The sequence below is a fragment of the Peribacillus sp. TH27 genome (genome assembly GCF_016650915.1).
GTDB lineage: Bacteria > Bacillota > Bacilli > Bacillales > DSM-1321 > Peribacillus > Peribacillus butanolivorans.
The window spans coordinates 1,211,494-1,227,464 of record NZ_JAEKEV010000002.1 but is presented as its reverse complement, the minus strand read 5'-3'; the positions used below and the strand labels follow the sequence as shown (position 1 = coordinate 1,227,464).

14 protein-coding genes are annotated in these 15,971 nt (G+C 39.7%); 13 read left to right on the top strand and 1 reads right to left on the bottom strand.

What is annotated here, in order from left to right:
- Positions 1–44 precede the first annotated feature (44 nt).
- The 11 genes from JFU24_RS07280 (at position 45) to JFU24_RS07230 (ending at position 12,373) form a co-directional block, all read left to right on the top strand.
- On the top strand, positions 45–836 hold the full coding sequence (locus tag JFU24_RS07280; protein WP_201181378.1) for a DUF3388 domain-containing protein: 792 nt from the start codon (positions 45–47) through the stop codon (positions 834–836).
- An 8-nt stretch (positions 837–844) separates the two neighbouring features.
- Positions 845–1,750, top strand: coding sequence for a helix-turn-helix domain-containing protein (locus JFU24_RS07275; RefSeq protein ID WP_309558836.1), 906 nt, complete (start codon positions 845–847; stop codon positions 1,748–1,750).
- Positions 1,751–1,930: 180 nt separating this feature from the next.
- Positions 1,931–2,515: a CDP-diacylglycerol--glycerol-3-phosphate 3-phosphatidyltransferase gene (gene pgsA, locus JFU24_RS07270; protein ID WP_053345391.1), complete on the top strand. Its 585-nt coding sequence runs from the start codon at positions 1,931–1,933 to the stop codon at positions 2,513–2,515.
- A 21-nt stretch (positions 2,516–2,536) separates the two neighbouring features.
- Positions 2,537–3,769, top strand: coding sequence for a competence/damage-inducible protein A (locus JFU24_RS07265; RefSeq protein ID WP_201181375.1), 1,233 nt, complete (start codon positions 2,537–2,539; stop codon positions 3,767–3,769).
- A gap of 347 nt (positions 3,770–4,116) precedes the next feature.
- Positions 4,117–5,157: a recombinase RecA gene (gene recA, locus JFU24_RS07260; RefSeq protein ID WP_053345392.1), complete on the top strand. Its 1,041-nt coding sequence runs from the start codon at positions 4,117–4,119 to the stop codon at positions 5,155–5,157.
- A gap of 365 nt (positions 5,158–5,522) precedes the next feature.
- Entirely contained in the window at positions 5,523–7,082 is a 1,560-nt protein-coding gene (gene rny / locus JFU24_RS07255; protein ID WP_053345393.1) for a ribonuclease Y, read from the top strand.
- Between the two features lie 163 nt (positions 7,083–7,245).
- Positions 7,246–8,043, top strand: a complete 798-nt coding sequence (locus tag JFU24_RS07250) for a TIGR00282 family metallophosphoesterase (protein WP_201181374.1) — start codon at positions 7,246–7,248, stop codon at positions 8,041–8,043.
- Positions 8,044–8,225: 182 nt separating this feature from the next.
- Positions 8,226–8,486, top strand: a complete 261-nt coding sequence (gene spoVS / locus JFU24_RS07245) for a stage V sporulation protein SpoVS (RefSeq protein WP_029281188.1) — start codon at positions 8,226–8,228, stop codon at positions 8,484–8,486.
- A gap of 105 nt (positions 8,487–8,591) precedes the next feature.
- Positions 8,592–9,542, top strand: coding sequence for a dipeptidase (locus tag JFU24_RS07240; RefSeq protein WP_201181373.1), 951 nt, complete (start codon positions 8,592–8,594; stop codon positions 9,540–9,542).
- Positions 9,543–9,762: 220 nt separating this feature from the next.
- Complete coding sequence (locus JFU24_RS07235; RefSeq protein ID WP_056526902.1) at positions 9,763–11,520, top strand: 2-oxoacid:acceptor oxidoreductase subunit alpha; 1,758 nt, start codon at positions 9,763–9,765, stop codon at positions 11,518–11,520.
- Entirely contained in the window at positions 11,507–12,373 is an 867-nt protein-coding gene (locus tag JFU24_RS07230; protein ID WP_056526905.1) for a 2-oxoacid:ferredoxin oxidoreductase subunit beta, read from the top strand. Before JFU24_RS07235 ends, JFU24_RS07230 begins: the two co-directional genes overlap by 14 nt.
- Before the next feature lie 98 nt (positions 12,374–12,471).
- Here JFU24_RS07230 and JFU24_RS07225 read toward each other — a convergent pair whose 3' ends face one another.
- Positions 12,472–12,681, bottom strand: coding sequence for a hypothetical protein (locus JFU24_RS07225; protein WP_201181372.1), 210 nt, complete (start codon positions 12,679–12,681; stop codon positions 12,472–12,474).
- Between the two features lie 315 nt (positions 12,682–12,996).
- On the opposite strand from JFU24_RS07225, the gene tdh reads away from it, so the two are divergent.
- Entirely contained in the window at positions 12,997–14,037 is a 1,041-nt protein-coding gene (tdh, locus tag JFU24_RS07220; protein ID WP_201183370.1) for an L-threonine 3-dehydrogenase, read from the top strand.
- Positions 14,038–14,426: 389 nt separating this feature from the next.
- The gene (gene miaB, locus JFU24_RS07215; RefSeq protein ID WP_053345400.1) at positions 14,427–15,971 is read left to right on the top strand and encodes a tRNA (N6-isopentenyl adenosine(37)-C2)-methylthiotransferase MiaB; all 1,545 of its coding nucleotides are present in this window, start codon (positions 14,427–14,429) and stop codon (positions 15,969–15,971) included.

Genomic DNA, 15,971 nt, shown 5'->3' with positions numbered 1-15,971 from the left:
GCTCGAATGTTGGGTAAAAGCTTCTAGGCTTAAGGAGTGTTATCGTGGAGAAAAAAGAATGGTATTTTGAATATGAAATTCAAGTCAACCGTCCAGGTTTATTGGGGGATATTTCATCCCTGCTGGGTATGCTATCCATCAATATCATCACTATTAACGGTGTCGATGAAGGTAGGCGAGGTTTACTTCTAATGGCAGAAGATAGCCGGAATATAGAAAGATTCGAATCAATCCTCCATACGATGGATACGATAAAGGTCATTAAGCTTAGGGAACCTAAATTACGTGATCGTCTTGCTGTCAGGCATGGGCGTTATATTCAGCGCGATGCTGATGAAAAAAACACGTTCAGGTTTGTACGTGATGAACTAGGGTTGCTTGTCGATTTCTTGGCCGAGTTATTTAAACAAGAAGGTCATAAGTTAATCGGGATTCGAGGCATGCCCCGCGTAGGGAAAACCGAATCTATCGTAGCCTCGAGTGTATGTGCTAATAAAAGATGGTTATTTGTGTCATCCACCCTTTTAAAGCAGACTATCCGCAGTCAGCTTATTGAAGATGAATATAACAATGATAATTTGTTTATTTTAGATGGGATTGTTTCAACTCGCCGTGCAAATGAGCGTCATTGGCAGCTAATCCGCGAAATCATGAGGCTTGATGCTGTCAAAGTCATCGAACATCCTGACGTTTTTGTACAAAATACGGAGTATACTCTCGAAGACTTTGATTATATTATTGAATTGCGAAACAATCCAGATGAAGAAATAACATATGAAGTTGTCGACCAAAAAGACCAGTTTTCAGGGTCGGAATTTGGTTCCTTTGACTTTTAAAATGGCAGGTGTTTTATTTGACTGAGTTAGGTAATCGATTAAAGGAAGCTAGGGAAGCCAAAGGGCTTAGCTTAGAAGATTTACAAGAATTAACGAAGATTCAAAAGCGTTACCTCATTGGAATTGAAGAGGGCAATTACAGTATGATGCCTGGAAAGTTTTATGTACGGGCATTCATTAAGCAATATTGTGAAGCGGTCGGACTGGATTCAGAAGAGATTTTTGAACAGTACAAGAGTGAAGTGCCTTCAGTTTATAGTGATGAACTACCTGAACAACTTTCGAGGGTCCAATCCCGGAAAACGATTCCTGCTGGGGACTCCAAAGTTGTAGAAATGTTACCTAAAATCCTGGTTGCCGTTTTAGTTATTGGTGTTGCTATTTTAATTTGGGTGCTAGTATCCAGTAATATGAGTAAGCCTGATAGTGACGATAAAAAGAACGATAAACAGAATGAAGTGGGATACAATAAAAGTGATGAGTTTAATAATAAAGAACAAGAGAAAGCAGACAAAAAGCAAGATGAAAAGAAAGAAGATACATCTGACAAGAAAGATGATGCAGATGACACTGTAGATGAAAAGACACAGCAGGAACTTGCCGTTGTCAGCACTAGCGGTAAAAATAGTACGTATGAATTGAAAAATACAGATACCTTTAAATTAAAGGTGACTTCTAAAGGCTCACCGTGGGTTGGCATTAATAACGGAGAAGGGAAATTACTATTCCAGGGCACAATTAATAAAAACGAAAGCCAGGAAATTGATTTCACTAATGAAAAAGAAGCTGTCATTAATGTAGGTAGAGCGTATGAAACTGAAATTTTTGTGAATGATGAGAAGCTGGAGTATTCCATTTCGCCGACTGAAATGGCTACGCAATTGGTTACGATACAATTTACGAAAGCCGAATAGTCATCTTTAGATGACTATTTTTCTCTTTATATTTCAAAGGTTGAAAATGGTTTGCCCGGCATATAACATTGGCTTTTGAGTTAAATTATACATAGGAAATATCTTGGCCTTAGGCCTCATATTATTTAGATTGAAAACGCATTGCCCAAAAAGCAGGCGTAAATTTTGGAGGTTAAAAGTTTGAATCTGCCTAATAAGATTACAGTAGCAAGAATCTGTTTAATACCAGTTTTTTTAATCATCATGCTCGTACCTTTTTCATGGGGGACTCTTACCTGGGGAGAGTACAAATTACCAGTTGCGCATTTAGCGGGAGCTATTCTCTTTATTATCGCTTCTACTACGGATTGGATTGATGGTCATTTTGCCAGAAAATATAATATGATTACTGATTTAGGGAAATTTTTAGATCCATTGGCTGATAAACTTCTGGTTTCGGCTGCATTAATTGTATTGGTTGATCTAGATTTAATGTACGATCAGTCTTGGATTGCTATCGTTATCATTAGCCGTGAATTTGCTGTGACTGGATTACGATTGGTATTAGCTGGTACAGGGGAAGTAGTTGCAGCGAACCAGCTTGGTAAAATCAAAACATGGGCACAAATAGTAGCTATTTCAGCATTATTGTTGCATAACCTACCATTTGCCCTCATTTCGCTGCCGTTTGCTAATATCACTTTATGGATTGCATTAATCTTTACGATATGGTCTGGTTTGGATTATTTTATAAAAAACAAAGAGGTATTTGTTAATTCTAAGTAAACGAATGGGTGGTTTGAAAATATGGATGCAGAAATCATTGCAGTAGGCTCTGAACTTCTTTTGGGACAAATTAATAACACAAATGGAAGATTTTTATCACAACAGTTTGCCGAAATGGGTGTCAATGTTTTTTACCATACTGTCGTCGGAGATAATGACCGACGATTACAACAAGCCATAGAAATCGCAGAATCCCGGGCAAACTTGATTGTATTTACCGGTGGACTTGGTCCTACTAAAGATGATTTAACGAAGGAAACGATCGCTCGCCATATAGGAAAAAAACTTGTTTTTAATGATGAAGCACTTCAATCCATTGAAGCGTACTTTGAAAAACGCGGCCGGACGATGACGGAGAACAACAAAAAGCAGGCTCTCGTCTTAGAAGGCAGCGAGGTCTTGGCAAACGATCATGGCATGGCTCCGGGGATGATCTTGGCGAAATCCGGAATCACGTATATGTTGCTTCCTGGTCCTCCGAGTGAAATGGAACCAATGTTTTTAAGCTATGGTTATGAATCGATTATGAATAAACTTGAAAAGCATGAACGGATCGACTCCAAGGTTCTTCGGTTTTACGGGATAGGGGAAGCTGAACTGGAAACAGTGATTGAAGATCTTCTTGTCAATCAAACGAATCCCACAATCGCTCCACTGGCTGCTGAAGGGGAAGTAACGTTAAGGATTACCGCTAAAGACTCTTCTAAAGAAAAATGTGAGGAGCTTATTTTAGAAGCGGAAAAAGAAATTTTAAACAGGGTCGGCAAGTTTTATTATGGAAGTGATAATACTTCGCTCATAAAAGAACTTGTTAAAGAATTAACGGTCCGAAAGCTTTCAATAGCGGCAGCGGAAAGCTTGACCGGCGGTATGTTTCAAGAGCAACTTACAACGATACCAGGCGCCGGAAAAGTGTTCAAGGGTGGTATTGTCAGTTATACAAATGATGCGAAGTCGAATGTTTTGGGCATCAGTGACGCGACAATCTCGAAAAATGGCGTAGTCAGTGGTGAGTGTGCAATGGAAATGGCTTCTAATGCCCGGGAAAAGTTCGATGCGGATGTAGGTATCAGTTTTACGGGTGTTGCAGGGCCTGATGAACAAGAAGGCAAGCCAGTAGGTACGGTCTTCATTGGAATTTCTTACCGTGATGGAGACACTCACTTTAAAGAATTGAGTTTATCTGGAAGCAGGGCGCAAATCCGTGTTCGTAGCGTGAAGTACGGCTGTCATTATTTATTAAGAGACTTATAAAAGACGAAGCAGAGCTTTTTAAAGGCTCTGTTTTTGTTTGATTTAAGAAGTTTCTTTCATGTAAAAAAAGGGAAAAGAAAAAACAGTTAATTCTATAAAAATGCTTTTTCAAAGACGTTATTGAATGAAAATGATGATTTTCTTCAGGAGAAATACTTTTTTGTAAAGAATATTCCAATAGAAAAAAACGAATGAATGTTCGACTTTTTGCTTGGCAAAATAGTAAAAAGAGTATATAGTAAAGATAGGTTTTGAGACAAGATACAAACCTTGTTCTCAAATAATTGCTTACGTAAGAACATCTTTAATCGGACAGCCGATTATTTGAATATAGAGGAGGAAATTGAGTGAGTGATCGTCAAGCGGCTTTAGATATGGCGTTAAAACAAATTGAAAAACAATTTGGTAAAGGTTCTATTATGAAACTTGGAGAACAGTCTGATCGAAGAATCTCAACGATTTCAAGCGGTTCTTTAGCATTGGACGTAGCATTGGGAGTAGGCGGATACCCAAGAGGCCGGGTCATTGAGATATACGGACCTGAAAGCTCAGGTAAAACGACTGTTGCATTGCATGCAATTGCAGAAGTACAAAAGACTGGAGGCACGGCTGCATTCATTGATGCTGAGCATGCTTTAGATCCAGCATATTCAGAAAAACTTGGTGTGAATATTGATGAGTTACTGCTTTCTCAGCCTGATACGGGTGAACAAGCACTTGAGATTGCTGAGGCGTTAGTGCGAAGCGGCGCGGTAGATATCATTGTTATCGACTCCGTAGCGGCTCTTGTTCCAAAAGCTGAAATCGAAGGTGAAATGGGAGATTCCCATATGGGTCTTCAAGCCCGGATGATGTCACAGGCGCTTAGAAAGCTGTCTGGTGCCATTAATAAATCAAATACCATTGCTATATTCATTAACCAAATCCGTGAAAAAATCGGGGTTATGTTCGGGAATCCAGAAACGACTCCAGGTGGCCGTGCATTGAAATTCTATTCAACTGTTCGCCTTGAAGTACGTCGTGCTGAACAATTGAAACAAGGTAATGAAATTGTCGGTAATAAAACCAAAATTAAAATCGTAAAAAATAAGGTAGCTCCCCCATTCCGTCAAGCAGAAGTCGACATTATGTATGGTCAAGGGATTTCTCAGGAAGGTGAAATCATTGATATGGGTGCAGATCTTGATATTGTCCTTAAAAGCGGCTCTTGGTATTCATACAATGAAGAGCGTGTCGGACAAGGACGGGAAAATGCGAAAATGTTCTTGAAAGAAAATCAGGATATTGCTCTGGAAATTTCACAGAAAATCAGAGATCATTATAACCTTGATGGAGAGCATGAACTACCAGAAGAGACAGAAGAGGAACATTTTGAATTACTTGATTAATGATAGAAAAAGACCTAAGCTTGTTTGCTTAGGTCTTTTTCTATATCTTGTGAAGTCAAGTAAAATGAAAAAAGTACAAAATTTTCAGCGAATTTATCGGTCGTGAAAACAGGTTTACAGTCTTTTTCCATAATAATGTTGTACAGAATAGCGATTGATATTAATAAAACTTGAATAATCATTGATACATAAGGGACAAACGCTTGACAATAAAAATTCTCAACTATACAATTAATATGTATATTTTACAATTTTTCAAACTAAAATTTTGAAAATTAAGTGCTGTATATTGAATTTATGTGCAATGTACTTGCCGACAGTTCAACATTTTATGTAAAAAGTTCATAGCAAGGGGAGGTGAAACGATGGAACCCATGACAATCATCTTCACTTTGCTTGGCCTAATCGTCGGTGCAGTTGTTGGTTATTTTATTCACAAATCAAAATTTGAGAGTAAAATAGCAGGGGCAAAGGGCTCTGCAGAACAAATCCTTGAGGATGCAAAACGTGAAGCGGATGCTCTTAAGAAAGAAGCCTTGTTGGAAGCAAAAGATGAAATTCATAAAGTTCGCTCTGATTCTGATCGAGAATCTCGTGAAAGAAGAAGCGAATTACAAAAACAAGAAAATCGGTTATTGCAAAGAGAAGAGAATCTTGACCGGAAGGATGAAACGTTAGACAAACGTGAAAGCCTTTTGGAGAAAAAAGAGGATTCTCTAAACCAAAGACAACAGCATATTGAAGAGATGGAAAGCAAAGTGGACGAGATGGTTCGTAAGCAGCAAACAGAGCTTGAACGTGTTTCCGGCTTAACTCGTGAAGAAGCTAAAGCAATCATTATAGACCGAATGGAAAACGAGCTTGCTCACGATGTAGCGCTTATGATTAAAGAAAGTGATACCCGTGCCAAAGAAGAAGCTGATAAAAAAGCAAAAGAAATTCTTTCTCTTGCCATTCAGCGTTGTGCGGCTGATCATGTCGCAGAAACCACCGTTTCTGTAGTAAATCTTCCAAACGATGAAATGAAAGGCCGGATTATCGGACGTGAAGGCCGAAATATTCGGACATTAGAAACGCTAACAGGTATTGACCTTATTATTGATGATACTCCTGAAGCTGTCATTTTATCTGGATTCGATCCAATCAGACGGGAAACGGCACGCTTGGCTCTTGAAAAACTAGTTCAAGACGGTCGGATTCACCCGGCACGTATTGAAGAAATGGTTGACAAAGCAAGACGTGAGGTAGATGAACATATTCGTGAAATTGGTGAACAAACAACATTTGAAGTTGGTGTTCACGGGCTCCATCCAGATCTCATCAAAATACTCGGTCGTTTGAAATTCCGTACCAGTTACGGTCAAAACGTGCTGAAGCATTCAATTGAAGTGGCCCAGCTTTCAGGGTTGCTTGCTGCTGAGCTTGGTGAGGATGAAGTTCTTGCCCGCCGTGCAGGTTTATTGCATGATATAGGGAAAGCAATTGATCATGAAGTAGAAGGCAGTCACGTTGAAATTGGCGTGGAATTGGCAACCAAGTATAAAGAGCATCCAACTGTCATCAACAGCATCGCTTCACATCATGGTGATACAGAACCAACTTCCATTATTTCAGTGCTTGTGGCAGCCGCTGATGCGTTATCAGCTGCAAGGCCAGGTGCAAGAAGTGAAACGCTGGAAAATTACATTAGAAGACTCGAAAAACTTGAAGAGATTTCCGAATCCTATGATGGAGTGGAAAAATCATTTGCAATTCAAGCCGGACGTGAAGTGCGGATTCTAGTGAAACCAGAACAAATAGATGATCTTTCGGCACATCGACTCGCACGTGATATCCGGAAAAGGATTGAAGAAGAGCTCGATTACCCAGGTCATATAAAAGTAACGGTTATCCGTGAAACAAGAGCAGTAGAATATGCCAAATAATATTTGGTATTGAAAACGAAGTGGTGAAAACCACTTCGTTTTCATTTTGCTTATAAAGAGCTATTATGGGGTGTTTTTACAAAATTATAATTCCATATTATGTTACAATACATACATTGAATATTCTTATCATTAGAAATGTGGATTTAGAAAGGGTTTTACTATGAAATTGCTATTTATTGGAGATGTTGTAGGGTCTCCTGGCCGTGATATGGTCCAAGAATACCTTCCAAAATTAAAAGAAAAGTATAGACCGCATATCACGGTTATTAATGGGGAAAATGCTGCAGGTGGCAGGGGGATTACGGAAAAGATTTACCGTAGTTTTCTACAGTGGGGAGCACAGGCAGTAACGATGGGGAACCATACATGGGATAATCGCGATATTTTCAATTTTATTGATGAAGCGAAATATCTCGTCCGTCCAGCGAATTTTCCAGAGGGAACTCCCGGAGAAGGAATAAAATTTATTAAATTGAACCAGCAGGAAATTGCGGTCATAAATTTGCAAGCGAGGACATTCATGCCTGATTTGGATTGTCCGTTCAAAAAAGCGGAAGAACTCGTGTTGGAGGCTCAAAAAAGGACACCAATCATCTTTGTCGATTTTCATGGTGAGGCTACAAGTGAAAAGCAGGCGATGGGTTGGTTCTTAGATGGAAAAGTGACAGCCGTTGTAGGTACACACACACATGTCCAGACAGCCGATAACCGGGTTTTACCCGAAGGGACCGCTTATATATCAGATGTAGGTATGACAGGCCCGTATGATGGCATTCTCGGCATGGAGAGAGGGGCAGTCATCCATCGCTTCTTGACCAGCCTTCCTGTTCGTTTCGAAGTACCTAAAGAAGGGCGTACCCTATTAAGTGCAGTGCTCATAGATATTGATGATAAGACAGGCATGGCTAAAAAAATAGACCGAATACTCATCAATGAAGATCATCCGCTTTACACATGAATTGAATGGACAGACAGTCAAATGACTGATTGTCCATTTTTTTATTCAATAATAAATCGATTGGTGGACAATCCCTGTTTTCTTTGTCATACAAGTTTTACTTCCTGAATATAGTAGCAGTGGAAAGTGTTATAACTATTGAGCCATGTTATAATCGGCAGGGAAAACAAGGAGGACTAGGAATGGAAATATTAAAGGTTTCAGCAAAATCTAATCCTAATTCTGTAGCAGGCGCACTAGCGGGAGTGCTCAGAGAAAGAGGAGCAGCCGAAATTCAAGCAATCGGTGCAGGTGCGTTAAATCAAGCCGTCAAGGCAGTAGCAATCGCAAGAGGGTTTGTCGCACCTAGTGGAGTTGACTTGATTTGTATTCCTGCCTTTACAGATATACTTATTGATGGCGAAGAGAGAACGGCGATTAAGCTAATCATTGAACCAAGATAATTTCATATGTGGGTGCCTGTTTGTCGGCTGGCGAGCAGGTTCTTTTTTGTACTAAAATTCCAATGACGAAAAACCTTAGCCATTTAATAATAGATCATATTAGCTATGAAAGTTAAGCAAGGGAGGAGGATCATTTTGGCGATTTTTGATGCGCATTGTGATGCGTTAATGAAGATGTTTATAGATCCAGATATTTCTTTTTTGGACAGTGAAAAGTTACATATAACAAAACGGGGATTATTGGATGCAGGAGGAAAGGTCCAATGTTTTGCAATTTATATTCCAGAAAAAGTCCACCCAGATATGAGATTTCAGGCAGCCTTAGCGATGGTTGATATTTTTCATGAAAAGATTTTATCAGAGCCGGAAATGAAATTTATACGGAGCAAGACTGACATCGATAATCTAAAAGAAAAAGAAATCGGTGCTATGCTTACATTAGAAGGCTGCGATTGTATTGGAAATGATTTATTAAAGCTAAAAACACTTCTCCATCTTGGTGTTTCTTCAGTAGGGCTAACATGGAATTATGCCAACCTTGTGGCTGATGGAGCATTAGAAACAAGAGGAAGTGGGTTGACACGATTTGGAACAGAGGTTGTGACCTTATTAAATGAGCAATCGATTTGGTGTGATTTATCCCATTTATCTGAAGCTGGTTTTTGGGACACATTAAAAAGAGCGGATTTTCCAATTGCATCCCATTCGAATGCTAATAATTTATGTTCGCATCCGCGGAATTTAAAAGACAGCCAGATAAAAGCCCTTTTACAAAAAAATGGCGTGATAGGGGTAACCTTTGTTCCACAATTCCTATCCAGTGGTTATTCGGCTTCAATAAAAGATATCCTGAACCATATAGACCATATATGCAGTTTGGGCGGGGAAAAACAAATTGGGTTTGGGTCTGACTTCGATGGAATAGAACATATGGTAGACAAATTAGCATCCTTTAATGATTATCATAACTTAATCAATGAGCTGAATAGGCTTTATTCTGCTGAGTTTGTAAAAGGACTCCTTTTTGAGAATTTCACTCGGAATTTTCCACGTTAAAAGGTGATAAATTTAATTCTGACTATATAGATATGAATAAATATTCTGAAAATATAAAAAATGGAGGCAAAAAGGTTGCAATTTAATGATTTAACCGATAGAATTGAAAGCGTTTAGTACACCTTTCCTAAATAGAACGATTTATATACATAGTCTAATGTTCTGGCGAGAGGTGCGGTTAAATGCATTTATATACGAACGTTCTAAAGGAGTGTAAGACATGATCAATCAACTTTCATGGAAAGTTGGCGGACAACAAGGTGAAGGTATTGAAAGTACAGGAGAAATATTCTGTATTGCCCTCAATCGCTTAGGTTATTACTTGTATGGCTACCGTCATTTCTCATCCCGAATTAAGGGAGGACACACGAATAACAAAATTCGTGTAAGTACTACCGAAACTCGTGCTATCTCTGATGATTTAGACATCTTAGTTGCTTTTGACCAAGAAACAATTGACGTCAATTATAAAGAATTACATGAAGGTGGCATCATAATCGCTGATGCAAAATTCAAACCTGTCTGCCCAGAAGATACAAAGGCAGAATTATATATTGTTCCATTTACGGAAATCGCTGCAGAATTAGGCACATCATTAATGAAAAACATGGTGGCTATCGGTGCGACATGTGCTGTACTTGGTATGGAAATTTCCGTATTCAACGATGTTGTTGATGAAATCTTCGGTCGTAAAGGCGAAGAAATCGTTAAAAAGAATATGGATGCCATTACTGCTGGCTACAAAGCCATGGAAGTACTGCTTGGAGAAAAGCTTGGCGCAATGGAGCTAGAAAAAGCAGACGGACAGAAACGTTTATTCATGATCGGAAACGATGCTATCGCTCTAGGAGCTGTTGCAGGCGGATGTCGCTTCATGGCAGCATACCCAATTACTCCTGCCTCTGAAATTATGGAATATCTAATCAAAAAACTTCCACAATTGGGCGGTACTGTCATTCAGACAGAAGATGAAATAGCTGCAGCCACAATGGCAATCGGTGCAAACTACGGTGGTGTTCGTGCTATCACAGCTTCTGCTGGTCCAGGACTTTCCTTAAAAATGGAGGCAATTGGCTTAGCGGGTATTACCGAGACGCCTATTGTCATTGTTGATACACAACGTGGCGGTCCTTCTACTGGACTTCCTACGAAACAAGAGCAATCTGATTTAATGGCCATGATTTATGGTACACACGGTGAAATCCCAAAAATCGTCATGGCCCCAAGTACTGTTGAAGAAGCATTTTATGATACGGCAGAAGCGTTCAATCTCGCGGAGGAATATCAATGTCCGGTTATCATTTTATCCGACTTACAGCTATCGCTAGGTAAACAAACGGTTCAGCCGCTTGATTACAGCAAAGTAGAGATCAGACGCGGTAAATTGGTAGATTTTGAAATTGAAGAACCAGAAAACAAATCATACTTCAAGCGTTATAAAGTAACGGAAGACGGCGTTTCACCTCGTGTTGTTCCTGGTATGAAAAATGGAATTCACCATGTTACTGGTGTTGAACATGATGAGACAGGGAGACCTTCTGAGACTGCTGTGAATCGAAAAGCGCAGATGGATAAACGGATGCGTAAGCTGAATAATTTAGCTAACACATTCCATACACCTGTATACAAAAACACACCGCATGAAGAAGCGGATTTACTAATTCTTGGTTTTAACTCTACCCGTGGTACGATTGATGAAGCAATTGGTAGACTAGAAACGGATGGGGTAAAAGTGAATCATGCGCAAATTCGTTTGATTCATCCGTTCCCAACCGATGAAGTTCTATCTTTAGTACAATCGGCTAAGAAAGTAGTAGTAATCGAAAATAATGCGACTGGACAATTGGCTAATATTATCAAGATGAATGTCGGACATGTTAATAAAATTAAAAGCATCCTAAAATATGATGGCAACCCATTCCTCCCGCATGAAATTCACACACAATGCAAGGAGATGTTCGAATATGGCAACGTTTAAAGAGTTTCGTAATGATGTTAAACCTAACTGGTGTCCTGGCTGTGGAGATTTCTCCGTTCAGGCTGCCATGCAGCGTGCGGCAGCCAATGTAGGATTGGAGCCGGAAAACTTAGCTGTTGTTTCTGGTATCGGCTGTTCAGGACGTATTTCCGGTTACATCAAGTCATATGGCTTCCACGGAATTCATGGCCGCTCTCTGCCGATTGCCCAAGGAGTGAAAATGGCCAACCGTGAATTGACCGTAATAGCTTCAGGAGGAGACGGAGACGGTTTTGCAATCGGGATGGGACATACTATTCATGCAATCCGTCGTAATATCGATATAACGTATATTGTAATGGATAACCAAATTTATGGCTTGACAAAAGGTCAGACTTCTCCGCGATCAGCTGTTGGATTTAAGACAAAATCCACTCCTGAAGGATCAATCGAGCAGGCTGTCTCACCAATGGAATTAGCGTTATCGGCTGGTGCTACATTTGTTGCACAAAGCTTTTCGACTGACTTAAAAGACTTGACTGCTATCATTGAAGCAGGGATCAATCATAAAGGGTTCTCCTTTATCAATGTTTTCTCTCCATGCGTAACATATAACAAGATTAATACGTACGATTGGTTCAAACAAAACTTAACAAAATTAAACACGATTGAAGGATATGATTCTTCAAATAAAGAACAGGCCATGCAAACATTAATGAAGCATGACAGCCTTGTGACAGGGATTATTTATCAAGATTCTTCACGCCCTTCTTATCAGGAGTTAGTACCAGGATATGCAGAAAAAGCGTTAAATAAATCTGATCTAACTCTAGATCAAGCTCATTTTGATAAACTTGTTGCAGAATTTATGTAAAAGTGAAAAGGTTCACCCCTATAGATGGGGTGAACCTTTTTTGTGAAAAATTAAGCGCTCCAGTAATTATGCCTCATGCTAGAACGCTTACTGGTAGCTTAACAATCGTTATGGCATCCGCCGAAGTTACGGTTAAAAGAAACCGCGACCGAAACCGCCACAAAAACCGCCACCGAAACCGAAGCCACAACGATTCCTTCTTCTACAACAACAACGGTCATTGTCGTGATGATGATGATGATGATGGTGACGTTCACAATCGCGGTCACGATCACGATCGCGGTCACGGTCACGATCGCGTCTATCACAGCGTCTCACTCGACGACAGAAATCGTCTTCGTTCCTTTCATGGTGATGGTGGTCACGATTATTATTTTCAGAACATGACATATAAGTCACTCCTTTAATTATTTTTGTTGTACGAGATATCTTATTCAAGAGCGGACAGGATGCTATGGGATCATGACCTTATTAGTGAAAATGTACGATAGCCCTAAGATTATGATTAGTCAGTAAAGGTAAAATGGCCCGTACATTAGGAATACTGGTATTTTTTTAATCGGTTTTTCATACCTTTAATATATTCAGGAAAATGTAGCCCTATTTCAGGGGGAGTGTATATGTTGAAAGGGAAAATGAAAGCAGTTGTCAAACATCACCGAGGATATGGGGCACAATTGCAAGCTGTCGACATTCCAGATATTCGTGAAGATGAGGTGTTAATTCGAGTCAAAATGGCTTCAATCTGTGGGACGGATATTCACATTTTCACCTGGGATAAATGGTCACAGGGAAGAGTGAATCCACCATATGTATTTGGGCATGAATTTGCCGGAGAAGTGATTGAGGTAGGGGGGAGGGTGAGTAATGTTTCAGTTGGTGATTACGTTTCCGCCGAAACCCATATCGTGTGCGGTACATGCCGGCAATGTTTAACGGGACAGTTACACATTTGTAAAAATACAAATATTATTGGTCTCGATACACAAGGGTGCTTTGCTGAATATGTAGCTTTGCCAGCCAAGAATCTTTGGAAAAATCCGATTGACATGCCACTTGATATAGCTACGATCCAAGAACCGATGGGAAATGCCGTCCATTCTGTGCTTGCTGGTGAAGTGCTTGGTAAAACGGTGGCGATCATTGGTTGCGGACCAATTGGGCTTATGGCAGTGGCTGTAGCAAAGGCTGCAGGTGCAGATAAAGTTATCGCTCTTGATGTTAATGATTATCGACTTCAGCTGGCAAAAAAGATGGGGGCTTCGCACACAATTCATTCAATCAAGCAAAATCCTCTGGAAATCACGGCAAGACTCACAGATATGGATGGGGTGGATGTGGTCTGCGAAATGAGCGGTAATCCTACGGCCATCGATCAAGGGTTTAAAATGGCTACAAATGGCGGGAGGATATCAATTTTGAGCCTGCCAGCTCAGCCGGTCACGCTTAATATAACGGAGGATATAGTGTTCAAGGGTCTTACTGTCCAAGGAATAACAGGAAGAAAAGTGTTCTCAACCTGGCAGCAGGTTTCGAGCCTGCTAGGGAGTGGAAAAGTTGATGTCACACCGATGATTACGCATCGTTTTTCGCTAAGTGACTTTGAAAAGGGTTTTGAACTGATGATAAAGGGACAGTGTGGTAAGGTACTCTTAATACCTTAGCCAACTTAAAAGGAGGAGAAATGAAGGGTTTTGAATATTAAAAGAAGAAGTAGATGCTTTAAAAAAAGCCGGAAAGGAACTAGGAATATTTTAATTAAGTAAAAGGAAGAGGCTTAGTTCGTCACATGGAATGTGGTGAATTGAGCCTTTTTTAGAACTTATAATTACAGAATTTGTGAAATTTTTCTTACAAATGAAGTAGGCACGACAGAATGATTGTTTCTTGCTGGTAAAAGCTTTATACTATGTTAATGTGGATATATCACACTTAAAAGCTAATATTTACTGGTAATTTTATAAGGAAAATACGTATAAAAATCTTTAGAACAAGACAGGTCTTGAAATAGTTAGGGAAACAAATAAACTAACTATTTTGAAAGGAGATTAACATGAACGAGAAACAACGATTAGAATCACAACAAGTACACGCTGAAAATCCAGCGGACAAAAAATCCGACAAGGACTACAGTAAGTACTTTCAGGCCGTTTATATTCCACCGTCCTTAAAAGATGCGAAAAAACGAGGTAAAGAAGAAGTCGAATATCATGATGATTTTGCGATTCCAGAAGATTTCCGTGGAATGGGAGAAGGCAAAAAGTTCTACATTCGTACATACGGTTGTCAAATGAATGAACATGATACAGAAGTCATGGCTGGTATCTTCACGGCCCTAGGCTATCAACCGACAAACACGGTAGATGATGCTAACGTCATTTTACTTAACACTTGTGCGATTCGGGAAAATGCAGAGAATAAAGTGTTCGGGGAACTCGGCCATTTAAAATCATTAAAATTGGAACGACCTGATTTATTGCTTGGTGTTTGTGGTTGTATGTCTCAAGAAGAATCAGTTGTAAAAAGAATCCTTGAGAAACATCATTTTGTTGATATGATTTTCGGAACTCACAACATTCATCGTCTACCCCAAATTCTAAATGAAGCTTATCTTTCAAAGGAAATGGTCATTGAGGTTTGGTCTAAAGAAGGCGATGTAATTGAGAACCTTCCGAAAGTGCGTAAAGGCAAAACGAAAGCATGGGTCAATATCATGTATGGCTGCGATAAATTTTGTACTTACTGCATCGTGCCTTTCACGAGGGGAAAAGAAAGAAGCCGCCGTCCGGAAGATATCATTCAGGAAGTTCGTCATTTAGCGGCACAAGGATATAAAGAAATAACACTGCTTGGTCAAAATGTGAATGCATATGGTAAAGATTTTACGGATATTAAATACCGTCTCGGTGATTTGATGGATGAAATCCGCAAGATTGATATTCCGCGTATTCGTTTTACAACTAGTCATCCACGTGACTTTGATGATCACTTGATTGAAGTCCTAGCAAAAGGTGGTAATCTTGTAGACCACATCCATCTTCCTGTTCAATCAGGAAGTACGGAAACGCTTAAGATTATGGCTCGTAAATATACGCGCGAACAATATTTAGAGCTAGTTAGAAAAATTAAAGAAGCGATCCCAACTGCATCTTTAACAACAGACATCATTGTCGGCTATCCGAATGAAACGGAAGAGCATTTTGAAGAAACAATGTCTTTATACCGAGAAGTTGGTTTCGACGCTGCTTATACCTTCATTTATTCACCACGCGAGGGAACACCAGCCGCGAAAATGCAGGATAATGTACCGATGGAAGTAAAAAAAGAACGCCTGCAACGCTTGAATGCCCTTGTTAATGAAACGTGTGCGTTAAAAATGAAAGAGTATGATGGACAGATTGTAGAAGTCCTTGTAGAAGGAGAAAGCAAGAAGAATCCGGATGTGTTAGCAGGTTATACAACGAAAAATAAGCTTGTGAACTTCAAAGGACCAAAATCTGCCATTGGCCAAATCGTAAAGGTGAAAATCACTGGAACGAAAACATGGTCATTAAATGGGGATATGGTTGAAGAAGCTACAGCAATTGAGGTGGAGTAA